At 59.6% G+C, this 1,178-nt stretch carries 1 protein-coding gene; it reads right to left on the bottom strand.

Features of this window, described 5'->3' with window-relative positions:
* Positions 1–57: 57 nt before the first annotated feature.
* Positions 58–366, bottom strand: coding sequence for a hypothetical protein (locus YO9_RS0114485; RefSeq protein ID WP_016998137.1), 309 nt, complete (start codon positions 364–366; stop codon positions 58–60).
* Positions 367–1,178 lie beyond the last annotated feature (812 nt).

Consider the following 1,178-nt stretch of genomic DNA (forward strand, 5'->3'; position numbering starts at 1 on the left):
ACCAGTCTGACAATGGGGGTTCGGGCGTGAAACGAGTCCTTTTACGGACTGGATTGTTTACCGCCCGGGAGAGAGTTGCTGTGACAGCCATTCGAGTAGCAGATACCGGCGTTCGGGTTCGATCAGGTCTTCCCACACGATGTATCGAACTCGCCACCCGTTGTCTTCCAAGCGGTGGCGGCGGAACATCTCATCGCCGTACTGGCGGCGATCCAGGTGATCGGCACCGTTGTATTCGACGGCGACCTTGGATCCTGGCCAGGCCAGGTCCAGGTGTCGATCTGCAGAGTCCACAATCACATGGAAATTCAATGCCGGCGGGGGATACCCCAGAGCGATGACGAGCAGGCGGGTGAGGGACTCCATGGGTGACCATGCGCCTTTGACCGCGTCCTCAAAGGCAGCTCGTACACGCCGAACCGAGCGTGACGTGGGAGGCAGTTTGCCGATTCGCCGTTCCAGAAGCGCTCGGCTGTACAGGGGATATGATTTTCCACCGGGAGACTTGATGGTGCGGCTCATGAGGGCGTCAAGACATGACGTGATGCGCCAGCGGGACAAGTAAGGGGCAGCCACAACGAGTGCCTCGACAGGGTCCGCCAGGAAGCTTCCCCATGGGCCAGGAAAACGCCCAAGGCCATACGATTTGGTCACCAGTGCGGTCTTAACCGGGCACTTTCGCCGGATGCCCAGCCAGGAGAAATGGGGAGTCGCCATCATCGTGTGGAACTCACTTGATCGTGGGGGTGGCGCATGTCCGAGCAGGCGATCCAATTCGGCATCGGGTGCGCCTAAGGGGAGGCCATAGAGCTGTAATGCAGTCAGTCCCGTGATTCGCAGTTCTGACTCTGGGCGATCCAGGATGTCGTGCAGTAACGCTGCGCTCTGCAGCGAGCCCAGGGGCTCAGGAGTCCTGACCCAATGTCTGCTGGTGAGCCGCTGCATCTGGCTGTCACGGTTCAACGATCGGGGTGTTCTGCCCCATGCTGCGCTCGTGCAGACGAGGGGTTTGATTCCCAAGTCAGGCATACGAATCGGCGGTGGCATACCCGGAGACTAAGAAGTTACGGGAAGGGTCGCAGCCACTCAGGAGGATTGTGGAGTGCGCACCCCGACAATGTCAGGACCGAAAACAATCGAGTCCGTAAAAGTGCACCTGCGCAGGGTGTCAACCTGTG

The sequence above is a fragment of the Kocuria atrinae C3-8 genome (assembly GCF_000286355.1).
GTDB lineage: Bacteria > Actinomycetota > Actinomycetes > Actinomycetales > Micrococcaceae > Kocuria > Kocuria atrinae_A.